General features: G+C 71.0%; 16 protein-coding genes. 8 read left to right on the top strand and 8 right to left on the bottom strand.

All coding sequences use genetic code 11. From position 1 onward, the window contains the following. Positions 1-17 precede the first annotated feature (17 nt). Positions 18-1,538: an MFS transporter gene (locus SJY07_RS03490; protein ID WP_380157055.1), complete on the top strand. Its 1,521-nt coding sequence runs from the start codon at positions 18-20 to the stop codon at positions 1,536-1,538. Positions 1,539-1,548: 10 nt separating this feature from the next. Beyond that, positions 1,549-1,758: a hypothetical protein gene (locus SJY07_RS03485; protein WP_328295627.1), complete on the top strand. Its 210-nt coding sequence runs from the start codon at positions 1,549-1,551 to the stop codon at positions 1,756-1,758. Between the two features lie 46 nt (positions 1,759-1,804). Here the strand turns inward: SJY07_RS03485 and SJY07_RS03480 are convergent, their stop codons facing one another. The 3 genes from SJY07_RS03480 to SJY07_RS03470 are packed head-to-tail and all read right to left on the bottom strand — an operon-like array spanning position 1,805 to position 4,350. Then, positions 1,805-2,815 (bottom strand): aldo/keto reductase family protein, encoded by a 1,011-nt coding sequence (locus SJY07_RS03480; protein WP_328295628.1) that lies wholly within the window; start codon positions 2,813-2,815, stop codon positions 1,805-1,807. 25 nt (positions 2,816-2,840) lie between these two features. Beyond that, the gene (locus SJY07_RS03475) at positions 2,841-3,737 is read right to left on the bottom strand and encodes a heme A synthase (RefSeq protein WP_380157052.1); all 897 of its coding nucleotides are present in this window, start codon (positions 3,735-3,737) and stop codon (positions 2,841-2,843) included. Positions 3,738-3,750: 13 nt separating this feature from the next. Then, a complete protein-coding gene (locus SJY07_RS03470) occupies positions 3,751-4,350 on the bottom strand; it encodes a DUF3043 domain-containing protein (RefSeq protein ID WP_328295630.1) in 600 nt (199 codons plus the stop codon). 74 nt (positions 4,351-4,424) lie between these two features. Between SJY07_RS03470 and SJY07_RS03465 the strand changes: the two genes are divergently transcribed. From SJY07_RS03465 to SJY07_RS03440, 6 genes are all read left to right on the top strand, one after another. Next, positions 4,425-5,837: a dipeptidase gene (locus SJY07_RS03465; protein ID WP_380157051.1), complete on the top strand. Its 1,413-nt coding sequence runs from the start codon at positions 4,425-4,427 to the stop codon at positions 5,835-5,837. Between the two features lie 90 nt (positions 5,838-5,927). Then, complete coding sequence (locus SJY07_RS03460) at positions 5,928-6,299, top strand: iron-sulfur cluster assembly accessory protein (protein ID WP_328295632.1); 372 nt, start codon at positions 5,928-5,930, stop codon at positions 6,297-6,299. Continuing rightward, positions 6,283-7,146 carry a leucyl/phenylalanyl-tRNA--protein transferase gene (gene aat, locus SJY07_RS03455; protein WP_380157048.1) on the top strand — a complete coding sequence of 288 codons (864 nt, stop codon included), beginning with the start codon at positions 6,283-6,285 and terminating at the stop codon, positions 7,144-7,146. The genes SJY07_RS03460 and aat overlap by 17 nt, the downstream gene beginning before the upstream one ends. Before the next feature lie 91 nt (positions 7,147-7,237). Beyond that, complete coding sequence (gene coxB, locus SJY07_RS03450; RefSeq protein WP_328295634.1) at positions 7,238-8,197, top strand: cytochrome c oxidase subunit II; 960 nt, start codon at positions 7,238-7,240, stop codon at positions 8,195-8,197. Next, positions 8,197-9,963: a cytochrome c oxidase subunit I gene (ctaD, locus tag SJY07_RS03445; RefSeq protein ID WP_328295635.1), complete on the top strand. Its 1,767-nt coding sequence runs from the start codon at positions 8,197-8,199 to the stop codon at positions 9,961-9,963. The genes coxB and ctaD overlap by 1 nt, the downstream gene beginning before the upstream one ends. A 2-nt stretch (positions 9,964-9,965) precedes the next feature. Next, a complete protein-coding gene (locus tag SJY07_RS03440) occupies positions 9,966-10,367 on the top strand; it encodes a cytochrome c oxidase subunit 4 (protein ID WP_328295636.1) in 402 nt (133 codons plus the stop codon). A 68-nt stretch (positions 10,368-10,435) separates the two neighbouring features. Here SJY07_RS03440 and SJY07_RS03435 read toward each other — a convergent pair whose 3' ends face one another. From SJY07_RS03435 to rutA, 5 genes are read right to left on the bottom strand one after another with little or no spacing between them, the layout of a single operon-like run. Beyond that, positions 10,436-11,449: an ABC transporter permease gene (locus SJY07_RS03435; protein ID WP_380157045.1), complete on the bottom strand. Its 1,014-nt coding sequence runs from the start codon at positions 11,447-11,449 to the stop codon at positions 10,436-10,438. Then, entirely contained in the window at positions 11,446-13,041 is a 1,596-nt protein-coding gene (locus SJY07_RS03430; protein ID WP_380157043.1) for a sugar ABC transporter ATP-binding protein, read from the bottom strand. Before SJY07_RS03430 ends, SJY07_RS03435 begins: the two co-directional genes overlap by 4 nt. Then, a complete protein-coding gene (locus tag SJY07_RS03425) occupies positions 13,038-14,219 on the bottom strand; it encodes a sugar ABC transporter substrate-binding protein (RefSeq protein WP_380157041.1) in 1,182 nt (393 codons plus the stop codon). The genes SJY07_RS03430 and SJY07_RS03425 overlap by 4 nt, the downstream gene beginning before the upstream one ends. A 52-nt stretch (positions 14,220-14,271) precedes the next feature. After that, positions 14,272-15,180 carry a carbon-nitrogen hydrolase family protein gene (locus SJY07_RS03420; RefSeq protein WP_380157040.1) on the bottom strand — a complete coding sequence of 303 codons (909 nt, stop codon included), beginning with the start codon at positions 15,178-15,180 and terminating at the stop codon, positions 14,272-14,274. Next, positions 15,177-16,253, bottom strand: coding sequence for a pyrimidine utilization protein A (gene rutA / locus SJY07_RS03415; protein WP_328295641.1), 1,077 nt, complete (start codon positions 16,251-16,253; stop codon positions 15,177-15,179). The genes SJY07_RS03420 and rutA overlap by 4 nt, the downstream gene beginning before the upstream one ends. Between the last annotated feature and the right edge of the window lie 185 nt (positions 16,254-16,438).

Raw genomic sequence — 16,438 nt, 5'->3', positions numbered from 1 at the left:
GGGTGATGGTCGGACCCGTGACCGACCTGGCCCGACGCCCCTCCGCTTCCTCCGACGGGCCCTCCTCCTCCGACCCGGCGCCCGATCCGAACCGCTGGCGTGCCCTCGGGGTCTGCCTCGCCGTCGGGTTCATGACCCTCCTCGACGTCTCCATCGTGAACGTCGCGCTGCCCTCGATCGAGACGTCCCTGGGGGCGGGGTCCAGCCAGATCCAGTGGATCGTCGCCGGCTACGCCCTCGCCTTCGGCCTGGTCCTCGTCCCCGCCGGGCGCGTCGGCGACCTCTACTCCCGGCGGCTGCTCTTCGTCGTGGGTCTCGCCGGTTTCGTCCTCACCAGCGCGGGGGCCGGGCTCGTCCAGTCCGCGACGGCGCTCTCGATCGTCCGCCTCGCCCAGGGGGTGACGGCCGGGCTGGTCAACCCCCAGGTCCTCGCCCTCATCCAGGAGCTGTTCTCCGGCGCCGAACGGGGCAAGGCCTTCGGGCTGTTCGGAACCACGATCGGGCTCTCCACCGCCATCGGGCCGCTGCTCGGCGGCGGGATCCTCGCGGTGTTCGGCGAGGATCAGGGCTGGCGGGGGGTCTTCCTGGTGAACGTCCCCATCGGGATCGTGCTGCTGCCGCTGGCGTGGAAGTGGCTGCCCGGCCGCGACCGGTCGAGGGCCCGCTCCAAGCTCCACCTCGACGTCCCGGGGTTGCTGCTGCTGGCCGCGGCCACGGTGTTCGGCATGCTGCCCTTCGTCCTCACCACCGGCCAGGGGGACTCACCCGCCCGCTGGTGGTTCCTGCTGCCGGGTGCGGTGCTGCTCGCCGCGTTCGTCGGCTGGGAACGCTGGGAGGGCAAGCGCGGTCGCGACCCGGTCGTGGCGGGTGAGCTGGTGCGCACGGCGTCCTTCACCGGCGGAGCCCTCGTCGGGATCGCCTACTTCGCCGGGTTCACCGGGATCTTCCTCGTCGTCACGCTCTACCTGCAGACCGGGCTGGGGTTCTCGCCCCTGCAGGCCGGGCTGGTGCAGACGCCCTTCGCGGTGATGTCCGCGATCTTCGCCCAGGTCGGGGGGCGCCAGGTGAACCGGCGCGGTCGGCCGGTCGTCGTCGTCGGGCTGGTCGTCGTGGCCGTGGGGCTGGCCGGGGCCGACGTGGTGTCCGCCGCCCTCCAGGGCACCGCCGGCGCGCTCGCCCTGTCGGCGTGCCTCGCGGTCGCGGGGGCCGGCAGCGGGCTCGTGATCTCCCCGAACCAGACGCTGACGTTGGCCGAGGTGCCGCGCAGCGTCGCCGGGGTCGCGGGCGGGGTCCTGCAGACGGGACAGCGCGTGGGCTCGGCCGTCGGGGTCGCGGCCACGACCGCGATCTTCTTCTCCACCGTCGCCGCGGGTCCGCGCTCGCAGGAGGTCTTCGGCGAGGCGCTCTCCGACGGGCTGCGCGTCTCGCTGGGACTCGTCGTGCTCGCGCTGGTGCTGGCGATCGTCGACCTGCGCCGCCGCGCCGGGCACCAGCACGGCGCGCACGACGCCAGCGCGGCCCGGCACCGGGTCGAGTAGGTTCGCGAGGGTGAGACCGACGCAGTGGACCTGGAAGTACGAGGACGTCGAGGGTCGTGCCCTCGACGGTGACGAGACGGTGTTCCCGACGCAGTCCGACGCCGAGGTGTGGATCGGTGAGTCGTGGCGTGAGCTGCGCGCCCGCGGCGTCGAGAACGCCCACCTGTGGGCGGACGGCGCCGAGGTCTACGGCCCGCTCTCGCTGCGCCCCGTCGACTGACGAACCGTGATCTTGCTGGAAGACCCAGCAAGATCACGGTCGGGGATCAGGACGGGCGGGACGTGGGGGCGGTCGCGGCGGTGCGGGCAGGGTCGCGCTCGACGACCTCGCCGAGGGCGGCGTCGATCTTCTGGAGCAGCTCCGCCGGGATCGTCACGCCGGAGGCCTTGACGTTCTCGTGCACCTGCTCGGGACGCGAGGCGCCGATGATCGCGGCCGCGACGTTGTCGTTCTGCAGCACCCACGCGACGGCCAGCTGCGCCATCGAGAGCTGCAGCTCGCTTGCCACCGACTTCAGCTCCTGGACCCGCGACAGCACGTCGTCGCGCATCCAGCGGCTGATCATCTGCTTGCCACCCTTCTCGTCGGTGGCCCGGCTGCCCTCGGGCGGCGCACCACCAGGGGTGTACTTGCCGGTCAGCACGCCCTGGGCGATGGGGGAGAAGACGACCTGGGAGATGCCCAGCTCGCGCGAGGTCGGGACGACCTCCTCCTCGATCACGCGGTAGAGCGCGGAGTACTGCGGCTGGTTGGAGATGAGCTGAAAACCCAGGTCCTTCGCCAGCGCGTGGCCCTGGCGGAGCTGGTCGGCGGTCCACTCGCTCACGCCGATGTAGAGCGCCTTGCCGGCGCGGACGACGTCGGCGAAGGCCTGCATCGTCTCCTCAACCGGGGTCGAGACGTCCCAGCGGTGAGCCTGGTAGACGTCGACGTGGTCGGTGCCGAGCCGCTTGAGCGACCCGTCGATGGACTCGTGGATGTGCTTGCGGGACAAGCCCGAATCGTTGTGGCCCTTGGGGCCGGTCGGGAAGAAGACCTTCGTCAGGATCTCCAGGCTCTCCCGGCGCTGGCCCTTGAGCGCGATGCCCAGGACCGTCTCGGCGGCCGTGTTCGCGTAGACGTCAGCCGTGTCGAACGTCGAGATGCCCGCGTCGAGCGCGGCGTGGACGCACGCGATCGCCGCGTCGTTCTCGACCTGGGAGCCGTGGGTGAGCCAGTTGCCAAAGGTGATCTCTGAGATCTTCAGTCCGCTGCGACCGAGGTGTCGGAACTCCATGGTCGCGAACCTAACCTGTGGGCGCTCAGACGGCGAGGGCCTCGGGGGCGAGTCGGTCCACCGTGGAGCTGCGGGCGGCCAGCAGCACGCGCGTCGCACCGGACGCGGTGAGCGCGGCACCGAGGAGGTGCAGGACCACCGCGACCCCCGGGAGGCCGTCGAGGCTCTGGTAGATCCCGAGGCCGGCCTGGAGGACGAAGAGGACCAGCAGGATCGTCGCGCGACGGTGGACCAGGTCGTCCCCGGCACGCTTCGCCACGACGACCACGACGGCCGCGAGCACCAGCGCGAGGACGGCCGAGATCCCGTGCACGACCGTGACGGCCGTCCAGCTCGCCGGGATGCGGTGGATCTCGGCGCTGTCACCGGGGTGCGGCCCGGACCCGGTGACGATCGTGCCCAGCACCACGACGACACCGGTCACCACGACCAGCCCACGGGCCAGCCGGCGGGTCGTCTCGGCCGGTGCGGGGATCACCGCGCGGTGGGCGATGTCGTAGCTGACCGTCGCGGAGACCAGCAGGGCGATGGCGGCGACGAAGTGGGCGGCCACGATGTAGGGGTTCAGCCCGGTGAGGACGGTGATCCCCCCGACGACGGCGTTGAGGACGACCCCGAGGAACTGCCCCCAGCCGGACCAGAGCAGCGCGCGGTGACGCGGCCGCTGCAGCAGGCAGGCGATGATCACGGCCCCGACGGCGATGCAGATGACCGTCGTGAGGAGCCGGTTGCCGAACTCGATCGCGCCGTGGATGCCCGTCGAGGCGGCGGCGGAGGTGAAGGAGTCGGCGGTGCAGCGCGGCCAGGTCGGGCAGCCGAGCCCGGAGCCGGAGACCCGGACGATCCCGCCGGTCACGATGATGAGGATGGCGACGGCCAGGGCCGCCGCGGTCGTCCAGCGGACGGCGCGGGAGTGGGTCACGGTGCGGCTCCGGTCAGCGGGGGAGGGCGCCGCGGTCCACCATCGGCACCGGTCGGCGCATCCGGCGGATCTGCAGCGCACGGGTGACGCCGTAGGAGACGAGACCGCGCTCGGGCTCGGGGAACCGGGCCTTCACCGCACGGGACACCTTGCGGCCCAGCAGGATGCTGTCGATGATCACGACGGCCAGCATCAGGTAGATGAGCAGCGTGGTGCCGAGCAGGAGCTGCGCGGAACCCAGCGGCTGGGCGATCATCGAGAGGATCAGCGAGGCACCGGCGATGATGAGGAAGTACTCACCGACGTTGCGACGGGCGTCGACGACGTCGCGGACGAAGCGCTTCTGGGCTCCGCGGTCGCGCACCGGCAGGTAGCGCTCGTCGCCCGTGAGCAACGCGGTCTGCATCTTGGCGCGCTGTTCGCGCTGGGCCTCGCGGCTCAGCTTCTGCGCTGCCTTGCGGTCGGTGGGGACCAGGGGGCGGGCGTTGCGGGCGCGGGCCTCGCTGCGCTTCGGCGTGGGGCGGCCCTTGCCGCCCTCCTTGGTCAGCTCGACGAGCGACCCCTCGACGACCTGGGTCGAGGCGGCTGGCTTCTCCTTCGAGCGTCCGAACACGAGACCGAGGGTACGTCACCGCGCACCACCTCCACCTCCTCCTGCGGCGGTGGGGCCTGTGTAGCGTCGCGGTCGTGACGGACCTCACGCTGCCATCCCCCGGACCCGACCGCACCGCCGCCCTGCGGGCCGCCTCGAGCGCCCAGGACGCCGCCACCCGCGCCGACCTCGAGGCGCTCGTGCGCATCCCCAGCGTCTCGGCGCGCGCCTTCGACGCCGCGCACGTCAGCGCCAGCGCGCAGGCCACCGCGGAACTGCTGCGCACGGCCGGGATGCCGAGCGTGGAGATCGTGACGGCGCACGCCGCGACGCCCGAGGGGGACCTGGAGTCCAACCCCGCCGTGATCGCGCACCGCCCGGCCCCGGCCGGTGCCCCGACCGTCCTGCTCTACGCCCACCACGACGTGCAGCCGCCGGGGGAGGAGGCCGCCTGGTCCTCGCCCGCCTTCGAGCCGACGGAACGGGACGGACGCCTCTACGGCCGCGGCGCGGCCGACGACAAGGCCGGGGTGATGGCCCACGTCCACGCCCTGCGCACGCTGCTGCCGCTGTGGGGCCCCGAGGACGGGGTCGGCGTGACCGTCTTCCTGGAGGGGGAGGAGGAGATCGGCTCGCCGACCTTCGGCGCCTTCCTCGCCCAGCACCGCGAGGCGCTGGCCGCGGACGTCATCGTCGTCGCGGACTCCGGCAACTGGCGGATCGGGATCCCGGCGATCACCACCACCCTGCGCGGTCTCGTCGACTGCGACGTCACCGTCGACGTGCTCACCCACGCCGTGCACTCCGGGGTCAACGGTGGGCCGGTGCTCGACGCCCTCACCAGCCTGGCCCGTCTGCTCGCGACGCTGCACGACGAGAACGGCGACGTGGCGGTGAAGGGGCTGCTCACCACCTCCGCCCCCGACGTCGACCTCACGGAGGAGATGTTCCGCTCCGACGCCGGCGTGCTGGCGCAGGTCCACCTCGCGGGGACGGGGACGATCGCGCAACGGCTCTGGACCAAGCCCGCCATCGCCGTCATCGGCCTGGACGCCACCCCGGTGGACCGGGCCAGCAACACCCTGGTCCCCTCCGCCCGGGCCAAGATCAGCATGCGCATCGCCCCGGGGCAGGACCCGTCGGCGGCGATGACGGCCCTGCGGCGCCACCTCCTGGCCAACGCCCCGTTCGGGGCGCGGGTCACCGTCGCCGACGGTGAGGAGGGGCAGGCGTTCTCCGCCGACACCACCTCCACGGCGCACGACGTGGCCCGGGCCGCCTTCGCCGAGGCCTACGGCGCACCGACGGTCGAGATGGGCATGGGCGGGTCCATCCCGTTCGTCGCCGACCTCGCCGCGGTCTACCCCGGCGCCGCGATCCTGGTCACCGGGGTCGAGGACCCCGACTCCCGGGCCCACGGGGCCGACGAGTCGCTGCACCTGGTGGACTTCACCCACGCGTGCCTCGGCGAGGTGCTCCTGCTCGACGGTCTCTCCGCGGCGACGTAACCTCGGGGCAGGGAACATCCGCGGTCACCGCGCCGTTCCTGACGAGGACTGCACGGCAAGGCCCCGCGAGCGAATCTGGAGACGATGCTCATGACCACGACCACCGACACGACCACCACCGGGTCGACGGGTGCGAGCCACGGGGTCCTGCTGACCGACGTGGCCGCGACGAAGGTCCGCACGCTGCTCGAGCAGGAGGGCCGCGACGACCTGCGTCTGCGCATCGCCGTCCAGCCCGGTGGCTGCTCGGGCCTCATCTACCAGCTCTACTTCGACGAGCGCACGCTGGACGGGGACGCCCTGCGCGACTTCGACGGCGTCGAGGTCGTCGTGGACAAGATGAGCACCCCTTACCTCGAGGGCGCCACCATCGACTTCGCGGACACGATCGAGAAGCAGGGCTTCACGATCGACAACCCCAACGCCGGGAGCAGCTGCGCCTGCGGTGACTCCTTCAGCTGATCCGCAGAACCCCGCACTGCACCCGTCGGCCCCCGCACCCACCGGTGCGGGGGCCGACTGCGTCTGGGGGGTACCCCTGCCCGAGGGGCCGCAGGGTCGCCGACGCCGGGATCCGGGTCCGGCCCTCTTCGGGTTCGCCGACCTCGCCGTCGAGGCGGGGGAGGACCTCGCCGCCGCGGGTGGGGACCTCTCCCCGGCGACCCTCCTCGAGGCCTACCGGCACGGGTTCTTCCCGATGGGTCTGGGAGGCGGCGGCGCCGGGCCGGTCGGCTGGTGGTCGCCGGACCCCCGTGGCCTCCTCGTCCCCGAGCGGGTCCACGTGTCCCGGTCGTTGCGCCGCTCGTCGCGCCGCTTCGAGGTGCGCGTCGACACCGCCTTCGAGGAGGTCGTCGCCGGCTGCGCCGACCCCGGACGCAGCGGCGCCTGGATCACCCGGGAGGTGGCCCGGGCCTACGCCCGGCTGCACCGGCTGGGCTGGGCGCACTCCGTCGAGGTCTTCCTCGACGGGGAGCTCGCCGGCGGTCTCTACGGCCTCAGCATCGGCGGGCTCTTCGCGGCGGAGTCGAAGTTCCACCGCGTCACCGACGCCTCCAAGGCGGCGGTCGTGGCGCTGGCGCAGCTGATGACCGCCGATGGCGTCCCGGGTCGCCTCGTCGACGTGCAGTGGCGCACCGACCACCTGGCCACCCTGGGGGTGGAGGAGGTCGACCGCACGGCCTACCTGCGCCTCCTCGGGGCCGCCCTGCCCCTGCCCGTGCCCCGCGCGTTCACGGCGGCGGGGGTGCCCCGCGACGAGGTGCACGACGCGGCACGCCCCGATCGGCCCATCGACTACGACAAGGGGTAGTCTCCTCACCAAAGGACGGCTCTGCTCAAGACCAACGCGTCGGGAGCACGAAACGTCCCCGTTCACCGCACGAACCGTGGGAAGGCCGACGTTGGGCACGCGAGACTCGGGCGCGACACGTCGTCGCCGTCCCCCCAAGGCACTGCTGGCAGGCGCCCTCACCGGTGGTGCGGCCCTGCTGCTGTCCGGCTGCGCCGGCGACTGGCCGGACGCTTCGGCGAGCAACTTCTTCCTGCCGAACGCCAGCATCGGCGCAACGGACATGACCGACCGGATCTCCAAGCTCTGGGACGGGTCGTGGATCGCCGCCCTGGCGGTCGGCGTCCTGGTCTGGGCCCTGACGATCTGGTGCGTCGTGGCCTACCGGCGTCGCAAGAACGACCCGGAGATGCCGCCGCAGGTCCGCTACAACATGCCGATCGAGATCCTCTACACGATCGTCCCCGTGATGATGGTCGGTGTCCTCTTCTACTACGTGGCGCGCGACCAGCAGACGATCCTCGACACGAAGAAGGCCCCGGACGTCACGATCCAGGTCGTGGGCAAGAAGTGGTCCTGGGACTTCAACTACCTCGAGGACAACTCCAAGCCGGGCGTCTACGACACCGGTCGTCAGGCCGACCTCTCGGGTCGGGCCGACGTCGAGGACGAGCTCCCGACGCTGTACCTGCCCGTCAACGAGACGGTCCGCTTCGACCTGTACTCCCGCGACGTCATCCACTCGTTCTGGGTCCCGGCGTTCCTCATGAAGATGGACCTCATCCCGGGCAGCCCGAACGCCTTCCAGGTCACCCCCACCAAGGAGGGGACCTTCAAGGGCAAGTGCGCCGAGCTCTGCGGTGAGTACCACTCCGAGATGCTCTTCAACGTGAAGGTCGTCTCGGCGGAGGAGTACCAGCAGCACCTCGACGACCTCGACGCCGCGGGTCAGACCGGCTCGTTGCCGACGACCCTCGCCGGCGCCGAGGAACTCGCGGGTGTCCAGGCCGACTCCGTCGGCGAGGCCCCTGAGACCGCGAAGGACACGACCAGTGACGGGAACAACGGCTGATGGCTGCTGAGAGCTTCAACCTGCCCGGGACGGCAGCGCGCGTCACCACGCGCCAGCCCCTGGGGCAGGTCATCCCGCGCCGTCGTGGCGCGGTCATCGCCGGCTGGCTCTCCAGCACCGACCACAAGGTCATCGGCAACCTCTACTTCATCACCGCGTTCATCTGGTTCCTGCTCGCCGGGATCATGGCGCTGCTCATCCGTGCCGAGCTCTTCGAGCCCGGCATGCAGGTGTTCAACACCAAGAACGAGTACAACCAGGCGTTCACGATGCACGGCACGATCATGCTGCTGCTGTTCGCGACGCCGTTGTTCTCCGCCTTCGCGAACGCGATCATGCCGCTGCAGATCGGTGCACCGGACGTCGCCTTCCCGCGGCTGAACATGTTCGCGTACTGGCTCTTCCTCTTCGGCGGTCTCACCGCCGCGGCCGGTTTCGTCACCCCCGGCGGCGCCGCCTCCTTCGGGTGGTTCGCCTACGCGCCGCTGAGCGACGTCGTCCACTCGCCCGGTCTGGGCGGGAACCTCTGGGTCATGGGCCTGGCGTTCTCCGGGTTCGGGACGATCCTCGGTGCCGTCAACTTCATCACCACGATCATCTGCATGCGCGCCCCCGGCATGACGATGTTCCGGATGCCGATCTTCACCTGGAACACCCTCATCACCAGCGTGCTGGTCCTGATGGCCTTCCCGGTGCTGGCCGCCGCGCTGCTCGCGCTGGCCGCGGACCGCATCCTCGGGGCCCACGTCTTCGAGGCCGCGAACGGTGGGCCGATCCTCTGGCAGCACCTGTTCTGGTTCTTCGGGCACCCGGAGGTCTACATCATCGCGTTGCCGTTCTTCGGCATCGTGACCGAGATCTTCCCGGTGTTCAGCCGCAAGCCCGTCTTCGGCTACAAGGGCCTCGTCTTCGCGACGATCTCCATCGCCGGCCTCTCGGTGACGGTCTGGGCCCACCACATGTACGTGACCGGCAAGGTCCTGCTGCCGTTCTTCTCGTTCATGACGATGCTCATCGCGGTCCCGACGGGCGTGAAGTTCTTCAACTGGATCGGCACGATGTGGCGCGGGTCGCTGACCTTCGACACCCCGATGCTCTGGGCCGTCGGCTTCCTCATCACCTTCCTCTTCGGTGGTCTGACCGGCGTCATCCTCTCCGCGCCGCCGCTGGACTTCCAGCTCTCCGACTCCTACTTCGTCGTGGCGCACTTCCACTACGTCGTCTTCGGGACCGTCGTCTTCGCGATGTTCGCCGGCTTCTACTTCTGGTGGCCGAAGCTGACCGGGAAGATGCTGCATGAGGGCTGGGGCAAGCTGCACTTCTGGCTGCTCTTCGTCGGGTTCCACACGACCTTCCTCATCCAGCACTGGCTGGGTGCGGCCGGGATGCCGCGTCGTTACGCGGACTACCTGCCCGGTGAGGGGTTCACCACCATGAACCAGATCTCCACCATCGGGTCCTTCATCCTGGGCCTGTCGTTCCTGCCCTTCCTCTGGAACGTCTACCGCACCGCCCGCCACGGCGAGCAGGTCACCGTGGACGACCCCTGGGGCTACGGTGCCTCGCTGGAGTGGGCGACGTCCTGCCCGCCGCCGCGGCACAACTTCACCTCGCTGCCCCGGATCCGCTCGGAGCGTCCGGCGTTCGACCTGCACCACCCCGAGATCGCCGCGCACGACATCCACGACGGCGGCGGCAACCTGCTGGACGCGGTGTACGGCGGTTCCGACCGCCGTGGCCGTGAAGACGTGACGGAAGGCCGCTGACGATGAAACCCGAAACCTGGCTGTTCTCCGGCGGGATCCTGTTCTTCGTCCCCGTCGCGTTCGTCTACGGGATGCTGACCCAGTGGACGGAGTGGGTCGGCTTCATCGCCCTGCTGCTCACCGGTGGTCTCGCCCTGCTGGTCGGTACCTACCTGACCATCACTGCACGGCGCATCGACGAGCGTCCCGAGGACAACCCCCGGGCCGACATCAGCGAAGGCGCGGGCGAGCAGGGCATGTTCTCCCCGCACTCCTGGTGGCCGTTGTTCCTCTCCGCCGGCGGGGCGGTGACCTTCTTCGGGGTCGCGGTCGGCTGGTGGCTCTGGTTCATCGGGGTCGTCATCTCCGTGCCGATGATCGTCGGCTGGGTCTTCGAGTACTACAAGGGCGAGCACGCCCACTGAGTTCCACCCGCACGACGAAGGGCCCCCACCGGAATCCGGTGCGGGGCCCTTCCTCGTGCGGTGGGGGCTCAGCGGGTCGCGCGGTGGCGGACGTAGCGGGAGAGGCCGACGGCCACGACCAGCGCCCCGCCGTAGAAGAGCTGCTGGACGAAGCTCTGCGCGCCCAGCATCTGCAGACCGACGACCCCGGAGGAGAGGAAGTACACGGCGACGACGGTGCCGAGGGGGTTGAACTGGCCCGGGACGATCGCGGTGGCGCCGAGGTAGGCCGCGGCGAAGGCCGGCAGCAGGAACGACTGCGCCGAGGACGGGTCGGCGCCGCCGAGGGCCCCGGCGTAGACGACGCCGGCGAGACCGGCGATGGTCGAGCACCCGAGGAACGCCCCCGCCCGCAGGCGCGGGACGTCGAACCCGGACAGCTTCGCCACCTGCGGGGAACGACCGACGAAGAGCAGCCGTCGTCCCAGGGGGGTGAGCTCCAGGAGCGCGGCGAGCAGGACCGCGGCGGCGAGACCGTAGAAGAACTGCAGCGGCACCCCCAGCAGTCGCGTCCCGACGGTCGCCTGGACGAGGTGGGGGTCGATCCCGGTCACCGTGGACTGCCCCGAGATCCACTGCACGACGCCGAGCGCGAAGGTGCCGGACCCGAGCGTCACGATGAACGACGGGATCCCGAACACGACGACGCCGATGGCGTTGACGATGCCCACGCAGAGCGCGGAGGCTACCCCGGCCAGCACCGCCGCACCGATGCTCCAGCCGTGCTGGACGTTCATGACGGCCGTGACCATGGAGGACAGACCCAGCGCGGAGGCGACCGAGAGGTCGAACTCCCCGGTGATGAGGGGGAGCAGGACACCGAGGGAGGCGACCAGCAGGACCGCTTGGGAACCCAGGACGCCCTGCAGGTTCCCGGCGGTCGGGTAGGTCTGCGGCCGGGCGAGGGAGAACACCACCAGGACGACGACCCAGACGCCGATGAGGGCGAACCGCTCGGCGTGCGGAGCCAGTCGCCACCGGCTCCGGCCACCGGCCTCCGTGCTGGGGTCGGTGGACGTGGCGGTGCGGGTGCTCGTGCTCACGAGGCCTCCCTGGTCTGGGTGGGGACGGGGAAGTGGGTGTCCAGCAGCCGGGTGCTGGACAGGACGCGGTCGGACAGCGTGGCCTGGGTGAGCTCGGCGCCGCTCAGTTCGGCGACCACGTGGCCGCGGGCCAGGACCAGGACGCGGTCGCAGACCGTGGCGAGCTGCTCGTAGTCGGAGCTGGCGAGCAGGATCGAGGCGCCCCGCTCGGCCGCCTGGCGCAGCAGGTCGAAGACGAAGGCCTTGGCGCCCACGTCGATCCCCTGGGTCGGTTCGGCGAGCAGGACGACCCGCGGGTCGGTCTGCAACCACTTGGCCAGGACGGCCTTCTGCTGGTTGCCGCCGGAGAGGGTCCCGAACGCCTTGCCCGGGTCGAAGGGCCGCACGTCGTAGCGCCGGGACAGCTCCTGGGCCCGGCGCTGCAGGGCACGGCGGTCGAGGCGGAACCGCGACCCCAGCGTCGTCATGACCGGCATCGTGACGTTCCGCTCCACCGACTCCTCGGCGATGCCACCGTCGCGGCGACGGTCGGCGGGGACCAGGACGATCCCCGCGCCGAGGGCCCGGGCGGGGGTCAGGGACGAGAGCTGGAGGGCGTCGCGGTCGACGAGGAGGTCCCCGGAGACGTCGTCCGCGGCCCCGTAGAGCGCGGGGAGGACCTCGTCGTAGCCGGAACCGGCCAACCCGGTGAGCCCGAGGACCTCGCCGCGTCCGACGTCGAAGGACACCCCGTGCAGGCGCGGCGCGACCAGGCGGGCGACCTGGACCAGTCCCTGCCCCGGGACCGGTCCCGGCTGCGGACCCGGTGCGTCCGCGTCGGCGCGCTTGCGCAGGGCCGCGGCCAGGTCGGCGCCCACGATCAGCTCGGTGAGACCGACCGGGTCCGTCGTGGCCGAGTCCACCGTCCCCGCCCGGCGACCGTCGCGCAGGACGGTGACCTGGGCGGTGTGCTCCAGCACCTCGGTGAGGTCGTGGGAGACCAGCAGGACCGAGGTGCGGTCGTCCGCGACGAGGTCGCGCACGACCCGGAACAGCAGGTCGGTGCCCTCGCGGGGGAGGAAGACGGTGGGCTCGTCGAGGATCAGCAGCGTGCGGGAGTCCCCGAGCTCGTCGACCGCGCGCAGGATCGCCACCAGCGCCCGTTCGGTGTCGCTGAGGGTGGCGACCGCGGCGGCCGGGTCGATGTCGAGGCCGTGCCGGCGCAGGGTCTCGCCCGCCAGTCGGCGTTCGGTCCGCCAGGAGACCACCGCGCGACGGGTGGCGATCCCCTGGGCGATGCGCATGTTCTCGGCCACGGACAGCTCGGGCAGCAACCCGAGATCCTGGTGCACGACGCTGATCCCGAGGGCCCGGAAGGCCCCCGGGGCCAGCGGCAGGGGGGCAGGGCGGCCCCCCACCTCCAGGACCGCTCCGGCGTCCGGCTCGTAGACCCCGGTGAGGACCTTGATGAGGGTCGACTTGCCCGACCCGTTCTCCCCCAGGAGCCCGTGGACGGTCCCGGCGGGGATCTCCAGGCTGACGTCGTCCAGGGCGCGGTGGCCGCCGAAGGTCTTGGTCAGCCCGGTCAGCCGGATGGCGGGGGCGGCTGTCACGGTCGGCCCCAGAGCGCCTCGTACCCCGCGACGTAGGCGTCGCCGTAGCCGGTGCCGGCGGCCGGCGGGGTGCCCGTCTCGGCGACGTTGTCATCGGTGAAGACCTTCAGCGGGGTGCCCTCGTCGCCGTCCTCGACGATCGGGGCCCCGGTCAGGACGCGCCCGGCCTGGTCCAACGTCGAGTAGGCCAGCCAGGAGATGTTCTCGCCGACGTCCATCGCCATGACGTCGCCGTCCTGGATGAGCTTCAGCAGGTCGGGGGTCCCGTTGAACGAGGCCATCTGGACCTGGCCGGTCTTCCCGGCCGCGGTGATGCCCTGCTGCGCGTAGATCGACATGGAGTCGTAGATCGGCAGGACGTAGTTCACCTCCGGGTCGGACTGCAGGGCGGTCTGGACCTCGCCGGAGATCTTCGTCGCCCAGTCGGTGGTCGGGACGTTGACGACCTTGCTCGTGCAGGAGGGGCAGTTCTCCTTCAGCGTGGCCTGCATCGCCTCGACCATGCCGTTGGAGGGCGGCACCTCCTGGGAGGTGATGATGACGGCGTCGACCGAACCCCCGGAGTCGGCGATGGACCAGTTCGCGATGAGGGCGGCGGCCTCGTTGAACGGGGCCGTGACCTGAGCCGCGATCAGGGGCGCCGAGGTGGCGCTGAACGTCGTCCCCGTCTGCTGGGTGTGGGTCACGATGACCGGGATGCCCGCGGTCTTGGCCCGTTGCAGGGCCGGGGTCAGCAGGTCGGCGTTGATGCCCTGCGCGAGCACGATGAGGTCCGCGCCCTGGCTGATGGCCTGGTCGATCCCGGCGCTGTGCTCGGTGGGGGTGCCCTGGTTGGTGTACTCCACCCAGGTGGCTCCGTACTTCTCGGCGATCGTCGCGCTCTCGTCGTCGACGGCCTGGATGTAGGGGATCGCACTGGAGTTCGGGATGTTGAAGATCTTCTTGCCCTTGATGCCGGACATCGCGAACGCCGGGGCGTCGAGGGTGAACGTCGGGTCGACGCTGGCGGCCTCGACCGCGGCGGCGGCCGCGGTCACCCCGGCCTGGTCGACGTCGCCGGAACCACCACCGGTCGAGGCGTCGGAACTGCTGCAGGCGGTGAGGGTCGCGGACAGGCCGACGGCGAGGAGGAGGGCAGCGGCCCGGAACGAGGGGCGGCGCGGCGAGGCGACGGGCACAGGAGCTCCTGGAGGGTCGGCGGGAGTTCGTGGGGGGTTTCGTGCTGGTGGTTCAGCGGGTCGCGACGAGGCGGGCGAGCAGTTCGACGACGTCGGAACGGCGGTCGCGCGACAACGGGAACGCCGCGCGGGTGCGGGTGACCAGGTCGAGGTCCAGGTCGACCTGCAGGACTGCTCCGGCGGAGTGCGCGGGTGCCTCGGAGAGGACGGCGCCGGTGGGGTCGACCGCGCAGGAACGGCCGAAGTAGCTGACCCGGTGGCCGTTGAGCTCCTCGGCGCCGGCCCGGTTGGCGGCGAGGACGAACACCTGCGACTCCATCGCCCGGATCGACAGTTCCTGCAGGAACAGCTCCTCCCGGCTCCCCAGGGAACTCACGACGGCCAGCACGACCTCGGCGCCCATCGCCCGGGCCAGCGCCCAGTGCTCGGGGAAGGACCGGTCGTAGCAGATGACGCAGGCGAAGCGGACCCCGAGCACGTCGAGGACGACGGGGGAGGCGCCGGGGGAGAAGAAGAACTTCTCGTCCACGTCGACACCACCGACGTGGTTGGCCGGCAACGACAACTTCCGGTAGGCCGGGCGGCTGTTCCCGTCGGCGTCCCGCCAGGGGAGCAGGTCGCCGTTCGCGTCGACCGCGACGGCGGAGTTGTGCAGGACGTCGGAACCCGTCCGCTCGTACATCCCCCAGACGATCGCGACCCCGAGTTCGCGGGCGAGGGCGGCGAAGCGTCCGGTGGTGGGCCCGGGCAGGGTCTGCGCCCACCCGGAGCGGTCCGTCGCCCGGGAGGTGCAGAAGTAGGGGGTGGTGATGAGTTCCGGGAGCAGCACGAGGTCCGGGGACGTCCCGTCGTCGCGTCGGGATGCCCTGCGCACCAGCGCTTCCAGTGAGTCGAGGTTCGCGTCGAGGTCTTCGGTGGACTCCCCGGCCTGGACGACCGCCGCGCGCAGGACCCGGCTCACGCGGGGACCGCCACGTGCCGGCGACTGGTCATGAGCGGCTGGATGCGTTCCCCGAACGCGTCCACGCCGGCGACGAAGTCGTCGAAGGTCAGCATGACGCCGGCGATCCCGGGGACCGTGGACAACTCGTCGAGCATCCGCGCGACGGAGGCGTAGGAACCGATGAGGGTTCCCATGTTGAAGTTCACCGCGCCCTCGGGGAGGGAGATGGTGCGGGCGGTCGAGTCAGCGTCGGCGTGCACGTCGGCGGCGGCCTCGTCGGCGCGGTAGTCGAGGGCGGAGAGGTCGGCGTTGGCGTGGTAGTCGTGCCACTTCGCCATGGCCAGCTCGTCGGTCTCGTCGGCGATCACCATGAACAGGGCGAGCGCGCCGACGTCGCGCCCGGACTCCTTCGTCGCGGCCAGCAGGCGTTCGCCGTGCGGGGCCATCGCGGTCGGGGTGTTGATCCCGACGCCGTTGAGGAAGTCGTACTCGGTGTTCTCGGCCGCGAAGCGGATCCCGGTCTCGGACTGACCGGCGGCGACGACGTCGATGTGTCCGGGACGGGGGGAGAGCACGCAGTCGTCCATCGTGTAGAACTCGCCCTCGAGGTCGCTGCGACCGTTCTCGGTGAGGTCGCGCAGGACCCGCACGTACTCCTCGGCTCGGCGGTAGCGGTCGCGGAAGTGGTCGTCGCCGGGCCAGAGACCCATCTGCGAGTACTCCTTCGGGGCCCACCCGGTGACGATGTTCACGCCGATCCGCCCGGGGGCGATCGAGTCGATGGTCGACACCATGCGGGCGACCAACGCCGGGGGCAGGGTGAGGATCGCGGTCGAGGCGTAGAGCTTGATGCGGTCGGTGACCGCCGCGAGCCCGGCCATCAACGTGAAGGACTCCAGGTTGTGGTCCCAGAACTCCGTCTCCCCGCCGAAACCGCGGAGTTTGATCATCGAGAGGGCGAAGTCGAACCCGTGCTGCTCCGCCTTCTGGACGATGGTCTTGTTCAGTTCGAAGCTGGGCATGTACTGCGGCGACGACGTGGAGATGAGCCAGCCGTTGTTGCCGATCGGGATGAAGACGCCGACGTCCACGAGACTCCTCGGTTGGTCGTGGGTGGGTGCGTGACCTGCTTCGATGACTTCGAATGTCACTCGAGTCGAACGTAGGTCGTCCGCGTTGCTTGCTCGTCTCGTTCCTGTGAACAGCTCGTTTCGCCGGGGCCGGGAACATCCGGGGCCCGGCCCGGGCGGGGAAACCCTGCGGCTGGTCGTCCGGG

Source organism: Kineococcus sp. R86509 (assembly GCF_042466365.1).
Classification (GTDB): Bacteria; Actinomycetota; Actinomycetes; order Actinomycetales; family Kineococcaceae; genus Kineococcus.
Note: the sequence above shows the minus strand (reverse complement) of the source record. Positions and strands in the feature narration are given on the sequence as shown.

Excerpts from the sequence above, each read along its gene's own strand:
- SJY07_RS03480 (WP_328295628.1), bottom strand. The coding sequence starts at position 2,815 with ATGGAGTTCCGACACCTCGGTCGCAGCGGACTGAAGATCTCAGAGATC.
- SJY07_RS03460 (WP_328295632.1), top strand. The coding sequence starts at position 5,928 with ATGACCACGACCACCGACACGACCACCACCGGGTCGACGGGTGCGAGC.
- ctaD (WP_328295635.1), top strand. The coding sequence starts at position 8,197 with ATGGCTGCTGAGAGCTTCAACCTGCCCGGGACGGCAGCGCGCGTCACC.
- SJY07_RS03440 (WP_328295636.1), top strand. The coding sequence starts at position 9,966 with ATGAAACCCGAAACCTGGCTGTTCTCCGGCGGGATCCTGTTCTTCGTC.